This window comes from Neoroseomonas oryzicola, assembly GCF_012163135.1.
In the GTDB taxonomy this organism is placed as follows: domain Bacteria; phylum Pseudomonadota; class Alphaproteobacteria; order Acetobacterales; family Acetobacteraceae; genus Neoroseomonas; species Neoroseomonas oryzicola.
Genome location: NZ_JAAVUP010000001.1, coordinates 944,222 through 963,946, shown reverse-complemented (window position 1 = coordinate 963,946; position 19,725 = coordinate 944,222). Strand labels below are relative to the sequence as shown.

The window sequence follows — 19,725 nt, the reverse complement described above, 5'->3', positions numbered from 1 at the left end:
GATGCCTGCCGTCAACGAGACGATCGAAACCGTCCAGTCCGTCGCCGAGTCCGGCTACAAGTGGGGCTTCGAGACGGACATCGAGATGGAGTTCGCCCCCAAGGGGCTGAACGAGGACATCGTCCGCTTCATCAGCGCCAAGAAGAACGAGCCCGAATGGCTGCTCGAATGGCGCCTGCGCGCCTTCGCCGCCTGGAAGACGATGGAGGAGCCGCGCTGGGCCGCGGTGAAGTATCCGCCGATCGACTACCAGGACAGCTACTACTACGCCGCGCCGAAGGAGAAGGTCGGGCCGAAGTCGCTCGACGAGGTCGACCCCGAGCTGCTCAAGACCTATGCCAAGCTCGGCATCCCGCTGCGCGAGCAGGAGATCCTGGCCGGCGTCGAGGGCGCGGGGTCCGTCCCGGCCGAGGGGCGCATGCCGGTCGCGGTCGATGCGGTGTTCGACAGCGTCTCCGTCGCCACCTCCTACAAGGAGAGGCTGGGCAAGGAAGGCATCATCTTCTGCTCGATCAGCGAGGCGGTGCAGACGCATCCCGAGCTGGTGCGGAAGTATCTCGGCACGGTGGTGCCGCAGGGCGACAACTTCTTCGCCGCGCTGAACAGCGCGGTCTTCACCGACGGGTCCTTCGTCTACATCCCCAAGGGCGTGCGCTGCCCGATGGAGCTGTCGACCTATTTCCGCATCAATGCCAAGAGCACCGGGCAGTTCGAGCGCACGCTGATCGTCGCGGACGAAGGGTCCTACGTCTCGTATCTGGAAGGCTGCACGGCCCCGATGCGCGACGAGAACCAGCTGCACGCCGCGGTGGTCGAGCTGGTCGCGATGGATGACGCGACCATCAAGTATTCCACCGTGCAGAACTGGTACCCCGGCGACGCCGAGGGCAAGGGCGGCATCTACAACTTCGTCACCAAGCGCGGCGCCTGCCGCGGGGCGCGGTCCAAGATCTCCTGGACGCAGGTGGAGACGGGCTCGGCGATCACCTGGAAGTACCCCTCCTGCATCCTGCAGGGCGAGGATTCGGTGGGCGAGTTCTACTCCGTCGCCATCACCAATAACTACCAGCAGGCGGATACAGGAACGAAGATGTTCCATATAGGCCCGCGCACCAGGTCGACCATCGTGTCGAAGGGCATCAGCGCCGGGCACGGGCAGAACACCTATCGTGGTCTGGTGCGCATCGGTGCGAAGGCGACCGGCGCGCGCAACTTCACCCAGTGCGACAGCCTGCTGATCGGCGATCTCTGTGGCGCGCACACCGTGCCCTACATCGAGAACCGCTGCGTCACGGCCAAGGTGGAGCATGAAGCGACCACCAGCCGCATCGCCGAGGACCAGCTTTTCTACTGCCGCCAGCGCGGGCTGACGCAGGAGGAGGCGGTAGGCCTCATCGTCAATGGCTTCTGCCGCGAGGTGCTGAAGGAGCTCCCGATGGAGTTCGCGGTCGAGGCGCAGAAGCTGCTGCAGATTTCTCTGGAAGGGAGCGTGGGCTGATGCTCCGCATTGAAGGACTCACCGCCGAGATCGACGGCAAGCAGATCCTCAAGGGGATCGACCTGGACGTGCCGACGGGCGAGGTGCACGCCATCATGGGCCCGAACGGGTCCGGCAAGTCGACGCTGTCCTACGTGCTCTCGGGGCGCGAGGGTTATGAGGTGACGGGCGGGTCCGCCACCTTCAACGGCCACGACATCCTGGCGATGGAGCCGGAGGAGCGTGCGGCCGCCGGCCTGTTCCTCGCCTTCCAGTATCCGGTGGAGCTGCCGGGCGTCGGCAACGCCACCTTCCTGCGCACGGCGCTCAATGCCCAGCGCAAGGCGCGCGGCGAGAGCGAGCTGGACGCGATGCAGTTCCTCAAGCTCGCGCGCGAGCGGATGAAGGCGCTGTCCATGTCGGACGACATGCTGAAGCGCGGCGTCAATGTCGGCTTCTCGGGCGGCGAGAAGAAGCGCAACGAGATCCTGCAGATGGCGCTGCTGAAGCCGTCGCTCGCGATCCTCGACGAGACGGATTCCGGCCTCGACATCGACGCGCTGAAGATCGTCGCGGATGGCGTGAACGCGATGCGCGGGCCGGACTTCTCGGCGCTGGTGATCACGCACTACCAGCGCCTGCTCGACTACATCGTGCCGGACCGCGTGCATGTGCTGATGCATGGCCGCATCGTGAAGTCCGGCGGGCCGGAACTGGCGCAGGAGCTGGAGGCGCAGGGCTACGCTGCCGTCCAGGCGGCGGCATGACGGCGCCCGTCGCCACCGGCGCCGCGGGCTTCCTCGCCCGCTATGAGGGGCTGAAGGACCACCTGCCTGGCGCCCGCAAGCCCTGGCTGAACGCGCTGCGCGCCGACGCCGCCGTCCACTTCGCCGCGCGGGGCTTCCCGACGCGGCGCATCGAACAGTGGAAGTACACCGACCTCGCCCCCGTCGCGCAGGCTTCCTTCGCGGAGCCGCTGACGATGGTCGAAGGCGCGATCGCCCTGCCGGTGGCGAACGCGGCACATCGCGCGGTCTTCGTGGACGGGCGCTTCCGCTCCGATCTCTCGACGCTGGATGGGCTGGCCTATCGCGTCGGCAGCCTGGCGCAGGATCTCAACGCCGCGGAGCCCTTCCTCGGCGCCCTGGCGAAGCCGGGCAGCGAGCCGCTGGTCGCGCTGAACACCATGCTGTTCGAGGACGGGATCCTCATCGACCTGCCTGAAGGCGTCGATGGCGGGCTGCTGGAGCTGGTGTCCATCGCCGTCGATCCGGGCCGGCCCTTCGCCTTCCATCCGCGGCACCTGGTGCGCCTCGGCGCGGGGGCCAGGCTGACGGTGATCGAGACCGCGACCGGCCGCGGCCAGTGCCTGCACAACCCGGTCTTCGAGATCGAAGTCGCGGAGGGTGCCACCTTCACCCATGGCCGGATGCTGCAGGAGGAAGCGACCGTCTTCCACCTGTCCACCATCTACGCGACGATCGCCGCGGGTGGCACCTACGACAACTTCACCGTCGCCGCGGGCCCGCGCCTGACCCGCAACGAGATCCACGCCGCGCTGACCGGGCCCAAGGCCGCCTGCCACATGAACGGCGCGCAGATGGCGGCCGACGGCCAGCATGTGGACACCACCACGGCGCTCGATCACGCGGCACCCGATTGCGCGTCCCGCCAGACCTACAAGACGGTGCTGGCCGGCCGGTCGCGCGGGGTCTTCCAGGGCAAGATCTTCGTGCATCAGGTCGCGCAGAAGACCGACGGCTACCAGATGAACCAGGCGCTGCTGCTCAGCGAGGACGCCGAGATCGACAGCAAGCCGCAGCTCGAGATCTACGCCGACGACGTGAAGTGCAGCCACGGCGCGACGGTGGGTGCGCTGGATGCCGACAGCCTGTTCTACCTGCGCTCCCGCGGCATCCCCGAAAGCCAGGCCAAGGCCATGCTGGTCGAGGCCTTTCTGCATGAGGCGGTGGAGACCGTGACCGACGAGACGCTCCGCGCCGCGCTGACGCGGGCGCTGGACAACTGGTGGTCGCGCCAGGGGAAGGCGGCGTGATGGACGGCGTGACCTCGGCCCCCTTCGACGTCGCGCGCATCCGGCAGGATTTCCCGATCCTGTCGCAGCCGCAGGCGCGCGGGCGGCCGCTGGTCTTCCTCGATTCCGGCGCTTCCGCCCAGAAGCCGCGCGCCGTCATCGACGCGATGGTCCGCTGCATGGAGACGGCCTACGCCAACGTCCATCGCGGCGCCTATCGCCTGTCCGAACTCGCGACCGATTCCTACGAGGCCGCGCGCACCGCGACCGCCCGCTTCCTCAACGCCGCCGACACGCGCGAGATCGTCTTCACCAAGAACAGCACCGAGGCGATGAACCTCGTCGCCCATTCCTGGGGCCGCGGGGTCATGAAGCCGGGCCAGGCGGTGCTGATTTCCGAGCTGGAGCACCACGCCAACATCGTCCCGTGGCAGATGCTGCGCGACGACAAGGGCATCGAGCTGCGCGTCTGCCGCGTGACCGACGCCGGCGAACTCGACATGGACGACCTCGAGCGCAAGCTCGCGGACGGCAAGGTCGGTCTGGTCGCGGTCGCGCACATGTCGAACGTGCTCGGCACCGTGACGCCGGTCGAGCGCATCGTGGCGCTCGCGCATGCCCATGGCGCCAAGGTCCTGTTCGATGGTTCGCAGGCCGCGGTGCACCGGCGCGTGGACGTGCAGGCGATCGGCTGCGACTTCTACTGCTTCACCGGCCACAAGCTGTACGGGCCGACGGGGATCGGCGTCCTGTGGGCGCGGCTGGAACTGCTGGATCGGATGCCGCCCTTCCTCGGCGGCGGCGACATGATCTCGGCCGTCACCTTCGAGAAGTCGGAATGGGCCGCCGTCCCGGCGAAGTTCGAGGCCGGCACGCCGCCGATCATCGAGGCCGTCGGCCTGCATGCCGCGATCGACTACGTCACCGCCATCGGCATGCCGGCGATCGAGGCGCATGAGCGTTCGCTGGTCGACCACGCCATGGGCGCTTTGTCGGAGGTGCCGGGCCTGACGCTGCTCGGCCACGCGCAGGATCGCGGCGGCGTCTTCGCCTTCGCACTCGACGCTGCGCATCCGCACGACCTCGCGACGCTGCTCGACCGCGCGGGCATCGCGGTGCGCGCCGGGCGGCATTGCGCCGAACCGCTGCACGCGCGCTTCGGGCTCGACAACGGCACGACGCGGGCCTCCTTCGGTCTCTATACGACGAAGGAGGAAGTGGACCTGCTCGCACGCGCGCTGACCGAGGCGCGGGAGTTCTTCAAATGAGCGGACTCTTCGACGACCTGCGCGACCTCTATCAGGAGGTCATCCTCGACCACGGTCGCAAGCCGCGGAACTTCCGCCGGCTCGAGAATGCGGACGCGACCGCGCGCGGCGACAATCCAATGTGTGGCGACCGCATCGAGCTGTTTCTCAAGATGACGCCGGACCACCACATCGCCGAGGCCGCCTTCCAGGGCCGCGGCTGCGCCATCTCGACCGCATCGGCCTCCCTGATGACCGAGGTTGTGAAGGGCAAGACGGCCGACGAGGCGAAGGATCTCGGCGCGAAGTTCCGCGAACTGGCGATGACCGGTGCCTGCCCGGATTGCGGCGCGGCGCTGCAGGATGACATGGAGCGCCTCGCGCCGCTGTCGGGCGTGCATGAGTTTCCGTCCCGCGTGAAGTGCGCGACGCTGGCGTGGCACACGCTGAACGCCGCTCTCGACGGGACCAAGGAGGCGAGCAGTGAGTGAACCCGCCACCACCGAGACCCGCGCCGCCTGGACGCCGGATGGCGAAGTGAAGCCGCCGGCGCCGAAGGTGAGCGAGGATGCGGTGATCGCCGCGATCTCGACCGTCTACGACCCGGAAATCCCGGTGGACATCTACCAACTCGGCCTGATCTACGCGATCGAGATCGAGGACGACGGCAAGGTGAAGGTCGAGATGACGCTGACCACGCCGTCCTGCCCCTCCGCCCAGGAATTGCCGGGCCAGGTGGAGGACGCGGTGCGCGGCATCGAGGGCGTGTCCGACGTGCTGGTCGAGGTCGTCTGGGATCCGCCCTGGGACCAGTCGCGCATGAGCGAGGATGCCCGCCTCGCCCTGAACATGTTCTGAGGTGCGCCAATGAGCACGACGACCGAAGCCCCGCGCGCGCGGCGCGCCCTGCCGCCGGTGATGGCGCTGACGGATGCCGCCGCCGACCGGCTGCGCGGGCTCTATGCCAAGGGCGAGCACGGCAAGCTGCTGCGCATCGGCGTGAAGACAAAGGGCTGCTCGGGCCTGGCCTACGACCTGTCCTGGACGGACGAGCCCGCGCCGACCGACGAGGTCATCACCGACAAGGACGTGACCGTCCTGATCGACCGCAAGGCCACGCTGTTCCTGATCGGGACGGTGATGGACTACGAGGTGAAGGCGATGACGGCCGGCTTCACCTTCACCAATCCGAACGAGAAAGGCCGCTGCGGCTGCGGCGAATCCTTCCACGTCTGATCAGGCGCGCCGGTCTGTTCGGACCGGCGTCCACATCCCGATCTCCCGCGGGCTCTCCAGCAGGTTGGGCAATGCGGCGTGCCAGGCGGCGCGGTAGGGGCGCGCCAGCTGCACCTCCAGCACGTCCTGGTGGTCCTGCCAGACCTCGTGCAGCAGGAAGTGACGCGGATCTGCGGGATCCTCGTGCAGCGTGGCGCTGACGAAGGTCGCTTCCGCGCGCATGGCGTCGAGCACCCCGTTCAGCAGATCGAGGAACCGGCCGCGCTGACCGTCGCGAACCCGGAAGGCGATGACATAGGCCACGGACATGGATGGCGGCTCCTGGCGATGGGAGCAGCCTAGCGCGCTGTTCCCTCATGGCGATGACCTCGGAGGTCATGTCCGGGCCGCGACGTCAGTCCAGCGTTTGCCGGTAGCGCATCACCGCCAGCAAGGACACGGCGCCGAGGAAGGCCAGCATCGGCCAGATGTCAGGCCAGGTGTCGATCATCGTGTTCCCCTTCAGCATCACGCCGCGCACCACGCGCAGGACATGCGTCAGGGGCAGCGCCTCCCCGATCGTCTGAGCCCAGTCCGGCATGCCGCGGAAGGGGAACATGAAGCCCGACATCAGGATGGAGGGCAGGAAGAAGAAGAAACTCATCTGCATCGCCTGGAGCTGGTTGCTCGCGACGGTCGAGAAGAGAAATCCGACGGCGAGGTTCGCCACGATGAAGACCAGCAGCCCCGCCGCCAGCACCAGCGGGTCTCCCACCATCGGCACATGGAACAGCAGCGTCGCGGCGGTCAGGATCACCAGCACCTGGATGCCGCCGACCAGGATGAAGGGCGCGAGCTTGCCGATCATCACCTCGACCGGCCGCACGGGCATGGCGAGCAGGTTCTCCATCGTCCCGCGTTCCCGTTCGCGCGTCACGGCGAGCGCGGTCATGATGATCATGGTCATCGTCAGGATGGTGCCCATCAGCCCGGGCACGATGTTGTACTGGGTCAGGCCTTCGGGGTTGTAGCGGCGCTGGATGCGCAGATCGACCGGCGGCTGCCCCTGCGCGAGGCCGGCCAGCGGCCCGTCGAGCAGCGGCGTCAGCGCCGACTGCACGATGCGGTCGAGCGCGCCGGCGGCATTGCCCGTCGCGGCCGGGTCCGTCGCATCCGCCATCACCAGCAGGGCAGGGCGGTCGCCGCGCATCAGGTCGCGCCCGAACCCGGTCGGGATCTCGACGGCGAACTGCACCTCTCCGCGCGCCAGCATGCGGTCGAGCATCTCGGGATCCTGCGCGACGGCGGCAACGCGGAAGTAGGTGCTGGTCTGCAGCGCCGTGACGAGCGCGCGGGAGAAGGAGGAATTGTCCTGGCTCAACACCGCCGTCGGCAGGTTGCGCGGGTCGGCGTTGATCGCATAGCCGAACAGGGTCAGCTGGATGATGGGGATGCCGACCATCATCGCGAAGGTCAGCCGGTCCCGCCGCATCTGGATGAATTCCTTCACCACCATGGCGGCGAGGCGATGCCAGGCGAAATGCGGTCCGCTCCTCATCGCGACGGCGCTCCGTTCTGCGCCGGCGCTTCCGCCATGAGGTGGATGAAGGCGTCCTCGAGCGAGGGCTTTGCCTCGGACCAGGTGAGGCCGGGCTCGGCGCGGAAGGGCGCGATCGCCTCGGCGAGCGCTGCCGCCTGCGATCCGCTGACATGTAGCGTCGCGCCGAAGGGCGCGACCATCTCGACGCCCGGCCGGGACGCCAGGTCGCGCGCCAGCGTGCCGATGCGCCGCTCGGGGCCGCTGACATGCCAGGTGGACAGGCCGGAATGGGCGATCACCTCCGCCACCGTGCCGACCGCGAGCAACTTGCCATAGGCAAGGTAGGCGATGCGGTGGCAGCGCTCCGCCTCGTCCATGTAGTGCGTGCTGACGAGGACGGTCATGCCGCCTTCGGCGAGGGTGTGGATCTCGTCCCAGAATTCGCGCCGCGCCTTGGGATCGACGCCGGCGGTGGGTTCGTCGAGCAGCAGCAGCTCCGGTTCGTGCAGCACGCAGGCGGCGAGTGCGAGGCGCTGCTTCCAGCCGCCCGACAGCGTGCCCGCCAATTGCCCGCTGCGCTTCGCGAGGCCCAGGCGGTCGAGCGCGCGGTCCACCTTCTCGCGACGTCGATCCAGGCCATAAAGCCGCGCGACGAAATCGAGGTTTTCGCGGATCGTGAGATCCTCGTAGAGGCTGAAGCGCTGCGTCATGTAGCCGACGCGCCGCTTGATCTCCCACGCCTCCGTCAGGATGTCGCGACCGAGGCAGCTACCGCTGCCGCCATCGGGCACCAGCAGGCCGCAGAGCATGCGGATGGTCGTCGTCTTGCCGCTGCCGTTGGGGCCGAGGAAGCCGTGGATCTGCCCGCGCGCGACGTCGAGGTCGAAATCGTCCACGACGGTCTTGTCGCCGAAGCGCTTGGTCAGGCCGCGGACGGAGATGGCGGGCGCGTCGGTCATGGCCGCGCCCGCACGCTCACCGGCTGGCCGGGTGTCGGGGCGCCGGGCAGGGGGGCGAGGATCGCCTCCATCCGCCAGACCAGCTTCGCGCGCGTCTCCCGGCTGTAGATCACCGGCGGGGTGTATTCGGCCTCCTGCGCCACGCGACTGATGCGCGCGGTGAGGTCCTGCGGGCAGCCGGAGCAATCCACCGCGACGGTGTCGCCCGGGCGGAAGGCGGCGCGCCGCGCCTCGGGCACGAAGAACACGACCTTGATCGCCTCCGGCGGCAGCAGGCTGATCACCGTGCCGCTCGTCGGCACCCATTCGCCGGGTCGCCGCAGCACGTCGTCGATGACACCGGCGGCCGGGCTCGTGACGTTGCGTTGCGCGAGATGCCATTCGGCCTGCACCAATACCGCGCGCGCCGCGTCGACGGCTGAACGGGCCGAGGCGATGCGGTCCTCGCGCGCCGGCAGGCGGGCGGTGGCGAGGTCGGCGCGGATGCGGTTGCGCTGGGCTTCGGCCTGCTCAGCCGTCGCGCGGGCCTGGTCGAGCGCCTGTTCCGAGGCGACGCGCGTGCGCGCCAATTGCTCCTGGCGGCGGTACTGGATGCGCGCGAGGTCGAGCGCCGCTTCGGCTTCGGCGAGTTGCGCCTCGATCGAGGCGATCTCCTCCGGCCGCGCGCCCTTCAGCAGGTCCGCGAGGTCGCTTTCCGCCTTGTCGAGCGTCGCGCGCGCCTGCGCGACCGCGGCGCGCTGGAGGTCGCCGTCGAGGGTGAACAACGGCGCGCCGGCGGCGACCTGCGCGCCCTTGGTCACGTCGACGCTCGCGACCCAGCCGGCCTCGGGGGCGGCGATGCGCAGATACTCGGCATCGACATAGCCCTGGAAGACGCCCTCCGCCGGCGGCTTGTCGCAGCCGGCGAGCGCGAGCAGCAGGAGGATGGGGGCGAGGCGCCTCATGACGCCGGCTCCGGGCGGAGGCCGCGGAGGAAGAGGTCGAGGTGCTGGCGCAGCAGCGTCTCGGGCGGCAGGGGGGCGTCCTCGATCGGGGCGAAGGTCGTCCGCCACAGCGCGGCGAGGATCATCGGCGCCATGAACAGCCGCGCCGTCACCTCGGGGTCGAGCGCGCGGAACTCGCCGCTCTCCATCCCGCCACGCAGGATGCCGGCGACGATGGCGAGCCCGCGGCCGATCACTTCGTGCCGGTAGAAGCGGGCGAGGTCGGGGAAGTTGCCGGCCTCGGCCAGCACGAGCTTGGGCAGGGCGACGAGCCGCGCATCGGCCGCGACCTGGGCGAAGGCGGTGATCATCATGTGTAGGCGCTCGGTCGCCGGGCCCTGGGCGGTGGCCATCAGGGCCTGGATGCGCTCGATGCGCGGGACGAGGTTGGCGCGGACCAGCGCCTCGAACACCGCCTCCTTCGAGGGATAGTAGAGGTAGATCGTGCCCTTGGAGACGCCGGCGCGAGCGGCGATGTCCTCCATGCGCGTGGCGGCGAAGCCCTTTTCGCGGAAGGTGTCGAGCGCGGCATCGAGCAGTTCGGCCGGCCGGGCGTCCTTGCGCCGCCGGCGGGGGGTCGGGGCCTCCATCGGGGACTCCTTATGACTGACCAGACAGTCATTAAAGAAGAGCGCAGGTGCCGTCAAGCGCATGCTGCGCGACCCGCGACGACGCAAGCCGGGCACAGTCGGCGATCGGGGCGTGAGGCTCGTCGGGAAGGAGTGGCGCGGCGAAGCGGCGCCGCCCTGTGCGGCCAAGGGCGGACCCCGATCAGGCGACCCGCCTGATCGGCTGACGTTGCCCGCGCAAGCGATGGGCCGAAGGGCGTTTAGAGCCGTCTCCGTTCGCCATGGCTCACGGCAACACCTCTAGGCGCTTGTTTTCGCGAACATCTTCACCCGGTCAGGTGATCCCACCTGATCGGGATCTGCTCTAGCTGGTCGGTGGCCCGCAGCGGCGCCACAGCGGGTCGAGCCCGGCGGCTTCCACCTGCATCAGGTTCTCCCCGCGCAGGCGCAGGGTCACGCGCTGACTGCCGCCGGGATCGGAGGCCGGCGCCGTGTAGGCGAAGTCATGCCGCCCGTAGTCGCCCTGGATGCGCGCGCCGCCGGGCGTCACGATGCTGGGCCCGGCGATGGACAGGCGCAGCCCGCCCTCGGTGCACCAATGGCCGTCGATGGCATCGGCGCGGGCGGGCGTGGCCAGCGCAAGGCCGGCGATGGCGGTGGCGAGGGCGACGAGGCGCATGGCGATCCTCCTGCGGCGGAGAGGCTAGCCTCTCCGCCCCGGCGACCGCCACATCGGACCGCGGCGGTCAGGCGTTGGACGGCACCAGCCGGTAGCCCGTCCCGGCGCGCTCCACGCGCCCGGTTGCCGGCATGTCGAAATGGTAGCCGATGACCGGCATCCGTTCGGTCGCCGCGCGGTCGAGCAGCCGCTGCCGCGTCTCCACCGCCATGGTCGGGTCCATGTCGAAGACCGGATACCAGCTCGGATTGGCCATGAAGAAGGCCGGCGTCGTCACGGCGTCGCCGATCACCAGCACCTGCTCCCGCCCATCGGCGATGAGGTAGGAGGTGTGGCCCGGGCTGTGGCCATTGGTCGCGACCGCATGGATGCCCGGCGCGACTTCCGCACCCGGCGCGAAACGCTCGATGCGCGCGGCGTAGGGCGCGAAGCGACGGCGGACCAGGGCGAAGCCGGGGCGGCGGCCCTCGGCGGCGCGGGATTCCTCGCCGGCATCGGTCCAGAAGGCCCATTCGCGCTCGGGCACCGCGATCCGCGCCTGGGGAAACAGCGCCGTGCCGTCGTTGGTGGCGAGGCCGCCGATGTGGTCGCCGTGGAAATGCGTGTGGACAATGAGCGCGACCTGCGCGGGGTCGAGTCCGGCCGCGCGCATGTTCGCCGGCAGCGCGCCCGTCTCGGCGCCGACGCCGCCGGTGCCGACGTCGAAGGCAACGAGGCCGCGCGACGTCTCGACGAAGGTGACGTTGTAGGGGTTGCGCATCGCGGTGCCGGGAATGCCGGCCGCCTGCATCGCCGTCGTGACCTGCTCGCCCGACGCGTTGACGACCAGGCCCTGGCGGACGTCGCCGCGCACGTTGGACCCGTCGGTCACCACCGTGACGGTCAGCGCGCCGACGCGGAAGCGATGGAAGGCGGGGCCGACGACGGGCGGCGCGGCGCCCTGCGCGGCTGTGCCACGGGCCCCGAAGATCAGCGGTGCGGCCAGCAGCGAGGCGGCGGCGCGGCGGGTGATGCGCATGGTGCGGGTCTCCTGTCCGTGCCGCCGCGTCAGACCGCGCTCGACCAATCGGCCGGCACGAAGCGGAAGCCGTTGCCGGCGCGGGCGACGTAGCCATTGGCCGGGAAGGGGTAGTGGTAGCCGGTGACGCGGATGCGGTCGGTCGCGACCATGTCCAGCACGCGCCGCCGAGTGGCGGCCGCGGCATCCCCGTCGAAGTCGAAGACAATCTGCCAGTCCGGGTGCGCCATCATGATCTCGGGCCGGTTCGTCACGTCGGCGAGGAACATCGCCTGCGCGTCGCCATCCGCAATGCGGAAGATGGTGTGGCCCGGCGTGTGGCCCGGCGCGGCGAGGGAGGTGATGCCCGGGATCACCTCGGCGCCCGGGCGGAAGGGCGTGACCTTGCCCTGGTAGGGGGCGAAGCGCCGGGCGACGTTGGCGAAGTTCGGGCGCTGGCCTTCGGGCGTGCGGGTCTCGTTCCCCGCGGTCGTCCACCAGGACCATTCGGGTTCCGGGACCAGCACGGCGGCGTTCGGGAATGCCGCGCCGCCCGCGGCGTTCAGCAGGCCGTTCACATGGTCGCCGTGGAAATGGCTGTGGATCACATGCGTCACGCGCGCCGGGTCGATCCCGGCCGCGGCCATGTTGGCGATCATGCGCCCCGCCGTCGCACCGGCCGGCGTCACGCCGTTGCCGGCGTCGAAGACGGCGAGCGTGTCGCCCTGCTGCACGAAGGTGATGGTGAAGGGAATCACCGTGCGGTCGGTCGGCAGATAGGCGTCGCGGGCGGCGGCCTGGACCTCGGCGAGGGGTGCGTTGCGCACGAAACCTTCGAGCGGCCGGGAGAAGAAGCCGTCATGCACGGTCGTCACCGTGATCGCACCGACCTTGAACCGGTAGAAGCCCGGCGCCTGGGCCGGTGCCGGCTGGCCCTGCGCCTGAGCGGATGCGAGGCGCGGCAGGGCCGGGACGGCCATCGCGGCGCCGGCGGCAAGCAGGGCGATACGGCGGTGCAGCATTCGTGATGATCCTCTCCCAGATCGACAGATGGTGGCCCTTCCGCCCGAACGATCAAGGCCCGCCCCGCGTGAAGGCGGGTTGCCACGGCGCGGTCTTGGTGGGATTTTCATCCTTCGCGCGCTACACGCCGGAAACGGAAAGGGTCACGACACGCCGGTGCCGAAGGACGACACGCATTTCCCGACCTTGCCGACCGAGCCCCGCCGGCCCGGTCTCGTCCCACGGCTGTTCTCCTGGCTGTTTGCCACCGGTGGATCGCGCCACGGGACGCTCGGCACGCATGAGGAGCTGTTCCGCATCCGCGGGGAGCTCGCCACCCTGCGCGCCGAGCTCGAGGCAATGCACGCCGCCGTCGGCCGCCGCGACATCGCGACGCTCGAGGAACTCTTCCGCGGCGGCAACCGCCGCCAGGTCGAGGCGCTGATCCGCGACCGCACGCAGAACGTGCCGCTGCCCGATGGCAGCGTGCTCTGCCGCACCCTCGGCCGCTTCAAGATGTTCACCGACGCGGCGGATGGCGGCATCGCGCCGCACCTGCTGCTCGACGGCTACTGGGAATACTGGATCACCGAGTTCATCTGCCGGAACGTCGCGCGCGGGGAGACCGCCTACGACGTCGGCGCGGTGTATGGCTACTACACGGCGGTGCTGGCCGACCTGGTCGGCAGCGCGGGGCGCGTCGTCGCGCTCGAGCCGAACCCGTGGCTGCATTCCCTGCTGCGGCGCAACGTCGCGGTGAACGGGCTCGGCGACATCGTCACGCTGCACCGCACCGCCGCGGCCGAGGCGAAGCACGATGCCCAGCGGGTGCCGGCCCAGCTGACCGGTCCCTTCCACGGCCCCTTCGCCAACTGGTTCACCTTCGAGCATGGCCGCGCCGGCTGCCCCGCGCCGGCCGAGGCGCTGCAGGACCTCGAGCCCGGCAGCATCGACGTGCTGCGGATCGGCGTCGCCAGTGCGGCGGACAGCATCGTGGCGGGGCTCGGCGGGCTGCTCGACCGCAGCCCGAACCTGCGCATCCTGATGGAATTCGATGCCAACCGCTGCAAGGAGGCGCCGGCGCTGCTCGCCGCGCTCTCGGCGCGCTACCCGCTGCGCTACATCGACGGGGATTCGCGCGCCAAGCCCTGCACGGTGGAGGAGCTGATGACGCAGCGCCGTGTCACAACGCTCTACCTTTCGAAGGTCGAGCCGCGCTGAAGGCGACGACCGCCTCGGTCTGGGCGGAATGCACGAACTGGTCGATCGGCGTCGCGGCCGCAAGCCGCCAGCCCGCCTGCGAGAAGGCCCGCGCGTCGCGCGACAGCGCCGCCGGGTTGCAGGAGACATAGACCACCACCGGCACTTGGCTGCGGGCCAGCAAGGCGACCTGCTCCGCCGCGCCGGCATGGGGCGGGTCGAGCACCACGGCCGCGAAGGCGTTCAGTTCCTGCACGGTGAGCGGCTGGCGCGCGAGGTCGCGCCGCGTCGCGGTGACCGGCACGCCGGCCCGGCCCGCGGCGCCGGACAGCGCGGCGACGGCCGCGGCATCGCCTTCGAAGGCGGCGACCCGCCCGCGCGCGGCCAGCGGGATGGACAGGGTGCCGAGCCCGGCATGGAGATCCGCGATCCGCCCGCGGCCCGTCAGCTTCGCGGGCAGGGCGGCCAGCACCGCGGCGACGATCGCCGCTTCCCCTTCCGGGCTGGCCTGCAGGAAGGCGCCGGGCGCGGGGGCGATCGTCGCGCCGGACAGCGTGATGGTGGCCGGGCCGATCTGGGCCGCGATCTCGGCCGGGCCGTCCTTCAGCGCCCAGGCGATGCGCGGGATGCCGGCCTCGGCGGCGAAGGCGGCGAGCATCGCCCGGTCGCTGGGCGCCAGCGGCCCGTCGGTGCGCAGCAGCAGGTCCGGCCCGGTGTCGAGCAGGTTCACCACCGCCGAGCCCTCCCGCCGCAGCGCGGGCAGCCGCTTCAGCATGGCGCGCAGCGGGTCGAGCAGCCCGACCAGGCGTGGGTCCAGGACGGTGCAGGCCGCGATGTCCAGCACTTCCGGGCTGCCGGCGCGGTGGAAGCCGGCGACGATGCCGCCAGGACCGCGGCGGAGCGCGAGGTCGGCGCGACGACGGTGGCCGGAAGCGGTCGTCACCGTGTCGGCTAGGGGCGCGTCGGGATAGCCGGCGCGGGACAGCGCCTCGCGCACCTTGTCGCGCTTCCAGGCGGCCTGCGCGGCGGGCGCCCAATGCTGCACCGCGCAGCCACCGCAGCCTTCCGCGAAATGCGGGCAGGGCGGGGCGACGCGATCGGGGCTCGACGCCACGATGTCGATGAGGGTGGCGGCACGCCCGTCGCCACGCTTTGCACCGGGTGTGGCGCGCACGGTCTCTCCGGGCAGCGCGCGGGCGACGAAGCAGGGCGTGCCGTCGGGCAGCACGGACAGGCCGTCCCCGGCCACGCCCATGCCGGTGACGCGCAGCGTGGCGGGTTCGCCGGTCACAGGCGCGGCAGCGTGGGCAGCTTGTCGCGGCTCATCAGCACCTCGCGCAGGAAGCAGGCGAGGGAGGCCGTGAGGCTGAGCATCCCGAGCAGCAGCAGGCCCGCGATCTGCCCGCCCGCGCGCACGCCCGCGAGCGGTTCGACGAAGGCCGCGATGACGAGGATGCAAAGGATCACCGCCGAGGCGATGGCGAAGGTGATGGCCCGGTAGATCAGGCGCGCGCGCCTGGCGAGCAGGTGCAGGTCCGTCAGCGGCGATTCGACGCCGCTGCGCGCTTCCTCGTAGAGGTCGCCTACGCGCTGCAGCCGCGACGAGAGCAGCGACAGCAGCGCCATGATGCCACCCAGGATAAAGGCGGGCGCGATGGCCAGCTGTAGGGTCCGCTCGATGGTGAGCAGATCCGTTCCGGTCAGCAGCATGCCCGCCCTTCCCGGGTCAGCCGAAGGCGTTCAGCCCGGTCTGCGCACGGCCGAGGATCAGCGCGTGCACGTCGTGCGTGCCCTCGTAGGTGTTCACCGTCTCGAGGTTCATGACGTGGCGGATCACGTGGTACTCGTCCACGATCCCGTTGCCGCCGTGCATGTCTCGCGCGACGCGCGCGATGTCGAGCGACTTGCCGCAGTTGTTGCGCTTCACCAGGGAGATCATCTCCGGCGCCGCCTTGTGCTCGTCCATCAGGCGGCCGACGCGCAGCACGGCATGCAGGCCGAGCGTGATCTCGGTCATCATGTCCGCGAGCTTCTTCTGGATAAGCTGCGTCTGCGCCAGCGGCTTGCCGAACATCTTGCGGTTCAGCGTGTAGTCGCGCGCGCGGTGCCAGCAGTCTTCCGCCGCGCCGAGCGCGCCCCAGGCGATGCCGTAGCGCGCGCGGTTGAGGCAGGAGAAGGGACCGGCGAGCGACTTCACGCCCGGCAGCTTGTTCTCCTCCGGCACGAAGACGTCATCCATCATGATCATGCCGGTGACGGAGGCGCGCAGCGAGAACTTGCCCTCGATCTTGGGGAAGGTGAGGCCCTTCATCCCGCGCTCGAGCACGAAGCCGCGCAGGATGCCCTCGTCGTCCTTCGCCCAGACCACCGCGACGTCGGCGATCGGCGCGTTGGTGATCCAGGTCTTGGACCCGGACAGGATGTAGCCGCCATCGACCTTCTTCGCGCGGGTGCGCATGGAGGACGGGTCGGAGCCGGCATCGGGCTCGGTCAGGCCGAAGCAGCCGACCCATTCGCCGGTGCGCAGCTTCGGCAGGTACTTGTCCTTCTGCGCGTCCGAGCCGTAGGCGTGGATCGGGTACATCACGAGCGAGGACTGCACGGAGAAGGCCGAGCGATAGCCGGAATCGACGCGCTCCACCTCGCGCGCCATCAGCCCGTAGGAGACGTAGCCGACGCCCGCGCAGCCATGGCTGTCGAGCGTCGCGCCGAGGAAGCCCATCTCGCCGAACTCGTTCATGATCTCGCGGTGGAAGTGTTCCTTGCGGAAGGCTTCCTGCACGCGCGGCAATAGCTTCTCCTGGCAGAAGGCGCGCGCCGCGTCGCGGATCATGCGCTCGTCCTCGGTGAGGACGTCATCGAGCAGCAGCGGGTCGTCCCAGACGAACTGCGACTTGGTGGCGGGCTTGGAGACGACGTTCATGGCATGTCCTCCGGCGAGTATGGCCGGCGGCAGGATGCGATTCCGCCGGCGCTCGGGCAATGGCGAAGGGGCCGGGCGGGGCGCGCCCGGCCAGGCGTCAGGCGGCTTCGGTTTCCGGCGCAGCCTCGGGGGCGGCGGGCTTCTCGGCGCGCGGGCGGGGCAGCGGGATCAGCATGAAGGCCGGCACGGCATCGCCGAAGCCCTTCACGGCCGGACCCAGGTCCTCCTGCCGGTAGCGGCGCTCGCGGCCGTCCCGGTCCCGGTCGCGGTCGCGATCACGGTCACGCTCCCGCTCGCGGCGCGGCTCGCGGTCGGTACGGGCGGCCTCGGCGGTCTCGCGCTCGATCCGGGCGCTGCGGTCGCGATCGCGGTCCCGCTCGCGGCGCGGCGGCGCCTCGGCAGCCGCTTCGTCACGCTCGCGCTCGCGGCGCGGACGGGCCTCGGCCGCCTCGTCGCGGTCCCGCGGGGCGCGGTCGCGCGGCGGTCCCTCCCGGCGGCCACCGTCCCGGCGCCCGCCGTCGCGGCGGTCCCCACTGCGGCCCTTCGAGGCGGACGAGGCACCGCGGCCGCGACCGCGGCCCTTCGGCGCGTTGCGCGCTTCCTCGATCTCCTCCTCCGGCACGACGTCGAGGCCTTCGACCGCCATGCGCGGGATCGGCTTGCCAGTCAGCTTCTCGATCGCCGCGACGTTCTTGGCGTCGTCGGCGGTCGCGATGGTGTAGGCGTGGCCCTCGCGCCCCGCGCGGCCGGTGCGGCCGATGCGGTGCACGTAATCCTCGTCGCGGAAGGGCACGTCGAAGTTGAAGACGTGCGACAGCCCGCCGATGTCGATGCCGCGCGCCGCGACGTCCGAGCAGACCAGCAGCTGCAGCTCGTTCGCCTTGAAGGCGTTGAGCGTCGCGAAGCGGGAGGACTGGTCCATGTCGCCATGCAGCGCGCCGACGCTGAAGCGGTGCTTCTTCAGCGACTTGTAGAGGATGTCGACCTCGATCTTCTTGTTGCAGAAGATCAGCGCGTTCTGGACCTTCTCGGACCGGATCAGGCGGCGCAGCGCCTCGCGCTTGTCGTGCGGCTGCACGAAGACGATGCCGGTGGTGATCGTCGTCGCGACCGAGGCCGGCGGCGCGACGCTGATCTCCTTCGGATTCGACAGGAAGGCGTCGGCCAGGCGACGGATCTCAGGCGCCATGGTGGCGCTGAAGAACAGCGTCTGGCGCATCTGCGGCAGCAGGGAGACGATCCGCTCGACATCGGGGATGAACCCCATGTCCAGCATCCGGTCCGCCTCGTCGATCACCAGCAGCTTGCAGTCCGCCATCAGGATGCGGCCGCGGTCGAACAGGTCGAGCAGCCGGCCCGGCGTCGCGATCAGCACGTCGACGCCCTTCTCGAGCACGTCGCGCTGGTCGTTCATGCTCTCCCCGCCGATCAGCAGCGCGTGGTTGAGCTTGAGGTACTTGCCGTACTTCTCGAAATTCTCGGCGACCTGCAGCGCGAGCTCGCGCGTCGGCTCGAGGATCAGGCTGCGCGGCATGCGCGCCTTCGCGCGCGATCCCGTCAGGATGTCGAGCATCGGCAGCACGAAGGACGCCGTCTTGCCCGTGCCGGTCTGGGCGCAGCCCAGCACGTCCCGGTTCATCAGGACGTAGGGGATCGCCTGTTCCTGGATCGGCGTCGGGTGGACGTAGCCGGATTCGGAAACGGCGCGGAGCAGTTCCTCCGACAGGCCGAGGTCGGCGAAGGTCGTGCGCGGGGGCTCCGGCTCGTCTTCCTCGGTGTATTCGGGAACCTCGTCCTCCACGGCGTCATCGGCCGCGGCGGGTGCGGTTTCCTCGGCGACCGGGGTCGCTTCGTCGGCGGCGGGGGCTGCCGCAATCGGGCCGGTGGTGGCCTCGGTCGCCTCGGGGGCGGTGCCCGGCTGAGCCGGGGCCTCGGCCGCCTCGGCGGCCGCAATCTGTGTATCGTTCAACGTCGCTCATTTCCATGGGCCCGCCGTGGCGGGCAACCGGATTGGGGGTGCGGTGGGTGGCCGAGCCCCGGCAGGGCGCGCAATCCGGGGCCGACGATCCGGCCCGCCATTCCACGAGCGCGCCGGATATGCGCCGCTTCGGCCAGAAGATCAAGGTTTTCCGCCGTGGCCGGCCCGCGCGGGACGCATGGACGGCCCGACCGGGGCGGGATAGAGCCCGTCCATGCAGTCCGTCACGCTTCTTCTCCTCCCTGGCCTGCTGTGCGATGCGCGGCTCTGGCGCGACCAGGTGCGGGCGCTCGCGCCGCTCGCGCGGCCCGTGGTCGCGGACCTCACGCAGGATGACCGGATCGAGGCCATGGCCGCGCGCGCGCTGGCCGAGGTGCAGGGCGACTTCGCCCTCGCGGGGCTGTCCATGGGCGGCTACGTCGCGCTCGAGATCATGCGCCAGGCACCGGAGCGGGTGACCCGGCTCTGCCTGCTCGACACCTCCGCCCGCGCCGACACCGAGGAGCAGAAGCGCCGGCGGCGCGGCCTGATCTCGCTGTCGCGATCGGGCCAGTTCCGCGGGGTGACGCCGCGGCTGCTGCCGCAGCTCATCCACCCCTCGCGCCTGGACGGGCCGCTCGCGGCCGAGGTGATGGACATGGCCGAGCGCGTCGGCAAGGACGCCTTCCTGCGCCAGCAGGAAGCGATCATGCACCGGGTCGATTCGCGGCCCGACCTTGCGCGCATCGCCGTGCCGACGCTGGTGGGCGTGGGGGCGGAGGATGCGCTGACGCCGCCGCACCTCGCCGCAGAGATGGCGGCGATGATCCCGGGCGCGCGGCTGCGCCACTTTGCCGGCGCAGGCCACCTGCCGACGATGGAGACGCCCGAGGCGGCGAACGCGGCGCTCGCCGCCTGGCTCGTGGCGTGACGCGAGGAGGG

At 70.5% G+C, this 19,725-nt stretch carries 21 protein-coding genes; 9 read left to right on the top strand and 12 right to left on the bottom strand.

Translation table 11 applies throughout. The annotated features are described in order from the left end of the window. Position 1: 1 nt before the first annotated feature. From sufB to GWK15_RS04710, 7 genes are read left to right on the top strand one after another with little or no spacing between them, the layout of a single operon-like run. Entirely contained in the window at positions 2-1,498 is a 1,497-nt protein-coding gene (sufB, locus tag GWK15_RS04740; protein WP_168039550.1) for a Fe-S cluster assembly protein SufB, read from the top strand. Next, a complete protein-coding gene (gene sufC, locus GWK15_RS04735; protein ID WP_168039548.1) occupies positions 1,498-2,244 on the top strand; it encodes a Fe-S cluster assembly ATPase SufC in 747 nt (248 codons plus the stop codon). Before sufB ends, sufC begins: the two co-directional genes overlap by 1 nt. Further along, entirely contained in the window at positions 2,241-3,533 is a 1,293-nt protein-coding gene (sufD, locus tag GWK15_RS04730) for a Fe-S cluster assembly protein SufD (RefSeq protein WP_168039546.1), read from the top strand. Before sufC ends, sufD begins: the two co-directional genes overlap by 4 nt. Then, positions 3,533-4,780: an aminotransferase class V-fold PLP-dependent enzyme gene (locus tag GWK15_RS04725; protein WP_168039544.1), complete on the top strand. Its 1,248-nt coding sequence runs from the start codon at positions 3,533-3,535 to the stop codon at positions 4,778-4,780. Before sufD ends, GWK15_RS04725 begins: the two co-directional genes overlap by 1 nt. Then, complete coding sequence (gene sufU / locus GWK15_RS04720) at positions 4,777-5,250, top strand: Fe-S cluster assembly sulfur transfer protein SufU (protein WP_168039542.1); 474 nt, start codon at positions 4,777-4,779, stop codon at positions 5,248-5,250. The genes GWK15_RS04725 and sufU overlap by 4 nt, the downstream gene beginning before the upstream one ends. After that, a complete protein-coding gene (locus tag GWK15_RS04715) occupies positions 5,243-5,617 on the top strand; it encodes an SUF system Fe-S cluster assembly protein (RefSeq protein ID WP_168039540.1) in 375 nt (124 codons plus the stop codon). Before sufU ends, GWK15_RS04715 begins: the two co-directional genes overlap by 8 nt. Before the next feature lie 9 nt (positions 5,618-5,626). Next, a complete protein-coding gene (locus GWK15_RS04710; RefSeq protein WP_168039538.1) occupies positions 5,627-5,995 on the top strand; it encodes a HesB/IscA family protein in 369 nt (122 codons plus the stop codon). Here the strand turns inward: GWK15_RS04710 and GWK15_RS04705 are convergent, their stop codons facing one another. From GWK15_RS04705 to GWK15_RS04670, 8 genes are all read right to left on the bottom strand, one after another. Continuing rightward, a complete protein-coding gene (locus tag GWK15_RS04705; protein ID WP_168039536.1) occupies positions 5,996-6,304 on the bottom strand; it encodes a putative quinol monooxygenase in 309 nt (102 codons plus the stop codon). Positions 6,305-6,389: 85 nt separating this feature from the next. After that, positions 6,390-7,532 (bottom strand): ABC transporter permease, encoded by a 1,143-nt coding sequence (locus GWK15_RS04700; protein WP_168039534.1) that lies wholly within the window; start codon positions 7,530-7,532, stop codon positions 6,390-6,392. Beyond that, positions 7,529-8,473 (bottom strand): ABC transporter ATP-binding protein, encoded by a 945-nt coding sequence (locus GWK15_RS04695; RefSeq protein ID WP_168039532.1) that lies wholly within the window; start codon positions 8,471-8,473, stop codon positions 7,529-7,531. Before GWK15_RS04695 ends, GWK15_RS04700 begins: the two co-directional genes overlap by 4 nt. Then, positions 8,470-9,417 (bottom strand): HlyD family secretion protein, encoded by a 948-nt coding sequence (locus GWK15_RS04690; RefSeq protein WP_168039530.1) that lies wholly within the window; start codon positions 9,415-9,417, stop codon positions 8,470-8,472. Before GWK15_RS04690 ends, GWK15_RS04695 begins: the two co-directional genes overlap by 4 nt. Next, entirely contained in the window at positions 9,414-10,046 is a 633-nt protein-coding gene (locus tag GWK15_RS04685; RefSeq protein ID WP_245211399.1) for a TetR/AcrR family transcriptional regulator, read from the bottom strand. Before GWK15_RS04685 ends, GWK15_RS04690 begins: the two co-directional genes overlap by 4 nt. 343 nt (positions 10,047-10,389) lie before the next feature. Beyond that, positions 10,390-10,704 carry a hypothetical protein gene (locus tag GWK15_RS04680; RefSeq protein WP_168039526.1) on the bottom strand — a complete coding sequence of 105 codons (315 nt, stop codon included), beginning with the start codon at positions 10,702-10,704 and terminating at the stop codon, positions 10,390-10,392. 67 nt (positions 10,705-10,771) lie between these two features. Then, a complete protein-coding gene (locus GWK15_RS04675) occupies positions 10,772-11,722 on the bottom strand; it encodes an MBL fold metallo-hydrolase (protein WP_168039524.1) in 951 nt (316 codons plus the stop codon). A gap of 29 nt (positions 11,723-11,751) precedes the next feature. Beyond that, a complete protein-coding gene (locus GWK15_RS04670; RefSeq protein ID WP_168039522.1) occupies positions 11,752-12,723 on the bottom strand; it encodes an MBL fold metallo-hydrolase in 972 nt (323 codons plus the stop codon). Between the two features lie 157 nt (positions 12,724-12,880). On the opposite strand from GWK15_RS04670, the gene GWK15_RS04665 reads away from it, so the two are divergent. Continuing rightward, complete coding sequence (locus GWK15_RS04665) at positions 12,881-13,924, top strand: FkbM family methyltransferase (protein ID WP_168039520.1); 1,044 nt, start codon at positions 12,881-12,883, stop codon at positions 13,922-13,924. Here the strand turns inward: GWK15_RS04665 and GWK15_RS04660 are convergent. The 4 genes from GWK15_RS04660 to GWK15_RS04645 form a co-directional block, all read right to left on the bottom strand. Next, complete coding sequence (locus tag GWK15_RS04660) at positions 13,887-15,194, bottom strand: class I SAM-dependent RNA methyltransferase (RefSeq protein ID WP_338147189.1); 1,308 nt, start codon at positions 15,192-15,194, stop codon at positions 13,887-13,889. The genes GWK15_RS04665 and GWK15_RS04660 overlap by 38 nt on opposite strands. Continuing rightward, positions 15,191-15,613, bottom strand: a complete 423-nt coding sequence (locus tag GWK15_RS04655) for a DUF2721 domain-containing protein (RefSeq protein WP_168039518.1) — start codon at positions 15,611-15,613, stop codon at positions 15,191-15,193. Before GWK15_RS04655 ends, GWK15_RS04660 begins: the two co-directional genes overlap by 4 nt. Before the next feature lie 16 nt (positions 15,614-15,629). Further along, positions 15,630-16,826 carry an acyl-CoA dehydrogenase gene (locus GWK15_RS04650; RefSeq protein ID WP_168039516.1) on the bottom strand — a complete coding sequence of 399 codons (1,197 nt, stop codon included), beginning with the start codon at positions 16,824-16,826 and terminating at the stop codon, positions 15,630-15,632. A 97-nt stretch (positions 16,827-16,923) separates the two neighbouring features. After that, a complete protein-coding gene (locus tag GWK15_RS04645) occupies positions 16,924-18,795 on the bottom strand; it encodes a DEAD/DEAH box helicase (protein ID WP_168039514.1) in 1,872 nt (623 codons plus the stop codon). A 223-nt stretch (positions 18,796-19,018) separates the two neighbouring features. Between GWK15_RS04645 and GWK15_RS04640 the strand changes: the two genes are divergently transcribed. Further along, on the top strand, positions 19,019-19,714 hold the full coding sequence (locus GWK15_RS04640; protein ID WP_168039512.1) for an alpha/beta fold hydrolase: 696 nt from the start codon (positions 19,019-19,021) through the stop codon (positions 19,712-19,714). The last annotated feature ends 11 nt before the right edge of the window (positions 19,715-19,725 follow it).